This window comes from Frankia sp. CgKIO3 (assembly GCF_977946435.1).
Map to the genome: position 1 here is coordinate 1 of NZ_CDWTMO010000263.1, position 3,553 is coordinate 3,553.

The 3,553-nt window shown below is 69.6% G+C and carries 2 protein-coding genes and 1 tRNA gene; 1 reads left to right on the forward strand and 2 read right to left on the reverse strand.

All coding sequences use genetic code 11. The features are described 5' to 3' along the window. Window positions 1-783 precede the first annotated feature (783 nt). Window positions 784-2,145, forward strand: a complete 1,362-nt coding sequence (locus AC08OJ_RS19255; protein WP_476594692.1) for a glycosyltransferase family 4 protein — start codon at window positions 784-786, stop codon at window positions 2,143-2,145. Here the strand turns inward: AC08OJ_RS19255 and AC08OJ_RS19260 are convergent, their stop codons facing one another. Together AC08OJ_RS19260 and AC08OJ_RS19265 are read right to left on the reverse strand one after the other, a co-directional pair. After that, on the reverse strand, window positions 2,146-3,141 hold the full coding sequence (locus AC08OJ_RS19260; RefSeq protein WP_476596470.1) for a PIG-L deacetylase family protein: 996 nt from the start codon (window positions 3,139-3,141) through the stop codon (window positions 2,146-2,148). A gap of 160 nt (window positions 3,142-3,301) precedes the next feature. Next, window positions 3,302-3,375, reverse strand: a tRNA-Gly gene (locus tag AC08OJ_RS19265). Between the last annotated feature and the right edge of the window lie 178 nt (window positions 3,376-3,553).

Genomic DNA, 3,553 nt, shown 5'->3' on the forward strand with positions numbered 1-3,553 from the left:
CATGAAACCCCAGACCGCAGCTTGATCAACTTAGCGGAAATGGCATTGAGACCAGGCGGCACCGCTCGTTCACAACCGGGCCCGGCGACGGACCCGTCCCACCCGAGATTCGCACGGCCGGGGTGGCGCTCACGTTTGGCACGAACGATTTCGGAACCTCGGCCCGGCGCATCTTCACGGGCAGGCAGCCCACGGTTCAGAAATCTCCGAGAAATGGCCGGCCGAGCCGACAAGGACAACCTCGGTAACCGAGTCTCCACGCCGAAGACCCGATGATCTACAACTAACGCGGGCAGGAGGCCGGACTCGGCGGGTACCGGTGGTACGGCGCCCGGGAAGGCGACCGGAACTCCCGGCGCCAACGTGGTGATCTCCCGGCCCGCCGACACCGCCGGCCCCGCCATGATCAACCTTCCGAGTAGTCACCCGACAACCGCCTGGGACCACTAGCGGTGACATATTCGGATCGAAGCGACCATTACATCCTGTTTTTCCCGTGAATTTGCATCACGTCACGTGATCAGAAATCCTGTCAGACCGCACGACACTCAACCCTTACATGACTGTCGGATCCTGCTCGGGCGACAATCGCAACCGTGTACGACCGCCCGTACGACCGCCGCTCCGGGCACCGGCCGGGGTACCCGCACCAATTCGTTACCTTAAGTTTCCCTCGATTCCCCCGGGACCGCGGAACCATAAAGACGTCACTCCCCCCGTGGAGTAGCGTATTTACGCTATTAGTCTTACTCTCCCGTTACGGCACGGTGGAATCGGGGACACGTGGCGGAGTCATTGGGATCTGTCCAGGCGCTGTGCATTCTCTTCTTCTGCGAGCAGTACCCGCCCGTCGTCTGGGACGGCGCGGGCACCTACACCGCGGCGCTGGCCACGGCACTCGCGAAACTCGGCCACGACGTCCACGTGCTGTGCGCCCAGGGGCGTCAGGTCGTCGACTCGGTGAAGGACGGGGTGCACGTCCACCGGCGCCCGTTACTGCGGGTGCCGGTCAGCCGCGGGCTGGGAAAGCTCGGCGCCCAACTCCGGGGACCCCTGTACCCGCGTGACTCGCTGACGCTGCGGGCCAGCCTCCCGCTGTCCTACAGCTTATGGATGCGTCAACTCGGGCTCAGACCAGACGTGATCGAGACCCAGGACGGGGAAACCCGCGGTCTGATCCAGGCCATGCGTCGCTCCACGCCGCTCGCCATCCACCTGCACTGCCCGACCATGCTCACGGTCAGGCTTTCCGGCCAGCCGGTCGGGTTGAAGGGCCTGGTCGCCGACCGGCTGGACCGGACGTCGGCGGGCCGGGCCGCCGTGGTCACCTCACCGTCGCAGCTGCTCGTCGACACGCTGCGGGAGCAAGGCTGGTTGGGTGACCGTGAGGTGGAGGTGATTCCCAATCCGTTCGACGCCGAGCCGTGGCTCGACATACCCGACGTCGCCGGCACCACGCCGACAGTCGCCGTCGTGGGCCGACTCGAGGCCTACAAGGGCGTGGATGTGCTGCTCGACGCGTCAGCCCGCCTTCGTGGCGCGGGGGTGGCGCACCGGCTGGTGCTCGCGGGGCGCTCGGCGGGCGAGATCAACGGGGTGCCCTCGGGCGAGTGGCTGGCCCACCGGGCCCGCCAGCTTGAGCTGGACGTCAAGTTCACCGGGCACCTGTCCGGTTCTCAGATCCGCGACGTCTACCGGCGGGCCCGCGTCGTCGCCGTGCCGAGCCGCTTCGAGAGCTTCTCGATCGCGGCCGTCGAGGCGATGGCGGCCGGCCGGCCGGTGGTGACCACGACCCGGGCCGGAGTCGCGCCCTTCGTCGAGCGGTGGGAGGCCGGATCCTCGGTACCGGCCGGCGATCCGGTGGCGCTGGCGGATGCGCTGGCGCCGTTCCTGCTCGACCCCGCGCGGGCGAGCGCGTTCGGGGCCCGGGGTCGTCTCGGCGTGGTCGAGATCGAGCCCTCGGCCATCGCCCGCCGCAAGGTCGAGGCATACCGGCGCGGCATCGCGCACTTCGGCACCCGGAACCGGCAGCAACACCCCGACCGAGCCACGCGGCCGACGGTTTATACCCCGACCTGTCCCGGGAACGGCGCCGCCACCGGCGCTGGCCCGCCGCCCGGCCCTGAGGTGGCGCCCGCAGGCTGACTACCGGCTGCCCCGTGCCTGGTGGCCGGCCCGCCACCGCCGCTCGAAGTCGAGGTGCCGCAGCGCCCCCGCGGCGACGTAGACCTCGTACCGACTCCCCAGGGTCGCGAGCAGGGAACCGGTCACCGGGGTGGCGGCGCCGGACGCCGCGTCGTCCTCCCCCACCTGGGTGGCGTGCTCCGCGATGGCCCTGCGCTGCCGCGCCCGGAAGCCGCGGGCGTCCACGAGCAGCGGACGGCGTTCCCGCAACCGGCGGACCGGCTGGACGAACAGACGCTCAGCCGACCAGCCCGCCGTCCCGTAGCCCAAGGTCCAGGGCCAGTGCGTCCAGAACCAGACGGTGTATTCGAGCACCTGGCCGCGATAACCGGTGGTGGCGACCGCTCGGCGCACCGCCTCGTTGGTCGCGTCGTGGTCCGGGTGCCCCTCGCACGAGGTCGGCGCCAGGATCTGCTCGGGCGCGAGGGTCTCGATGAGCTCGGTGAGCCGCGCAGCGATGGCGTCGATCCGGTCGGAGAGCTCGGCGTCGGGGAAACCGAGGAAGCGCACGTCGGACTCGTCGATGTCCAGCAAGGCGCAGGCCCGGCGGGTCTCCGCCTTGCGCACCTCGATCAACTCCGCTGGCGGGAGCGTCACCGGCTCCGCGCGGGAGCCGTCGCTGACAATCATCACCGTGACCGGGGTGCCTGCGGCCCGCTTACGCATGATGGCCACCGCGCAGCCCAGCGTCTCATCGTCGGGGTGTGGTGCGACGACGAGACACGACCTCGTCGTCATGGACGAGGTGATATCGATGCCGCGCCGGGTCCAGGCCCGGCGCCACAGCGACCGCGCCGGCACCATCACCCGGTCACGTACCGTCTCTGGATCACCCGGGATCACCCACCGGACCGCCTTCGCCACATTCATCCCGTCGACCTCCCGTACGGCGGCGAACACCGGCCAGCGGACACGATCCGAGATCGACGCCGTGGCCGCGCTCACTGTAGCGACCACCACCGACATTCCGCCCTCGGGTGGTGTTCCCGCAGGTCCTCGCCATGTTCGTCCACGAGACGCCGATGGGCGCAGAGCAGCTCTTTGCCGGGCTCGGCCCTCCCGGCAGGCATGGCGGAACGACAAGGTCCGCCCCCGCGCGGACACAACCCACCCAGAGTGGAGCGGGCGACGGGAATCGAACCCGCGTTGCAAGCTTGGGAAGCTCGTGTTCTGCCTCTGAACTACGCCCGCGTAGCGCATTCGCATCGTACTGGACGGACCGGGTCGGGTGGGGCCCCGGGCCGTCCGGCGCGTCCGGAGTCAGCCGTCGATGCTGTTGACGGAACCGCTTGGGCCGGTAGGACCGATACGATCGCTGGCCGGGGCGATGCCGAAGCTGGTGGCTGAGCCGGCACCGACGCCCCCACCC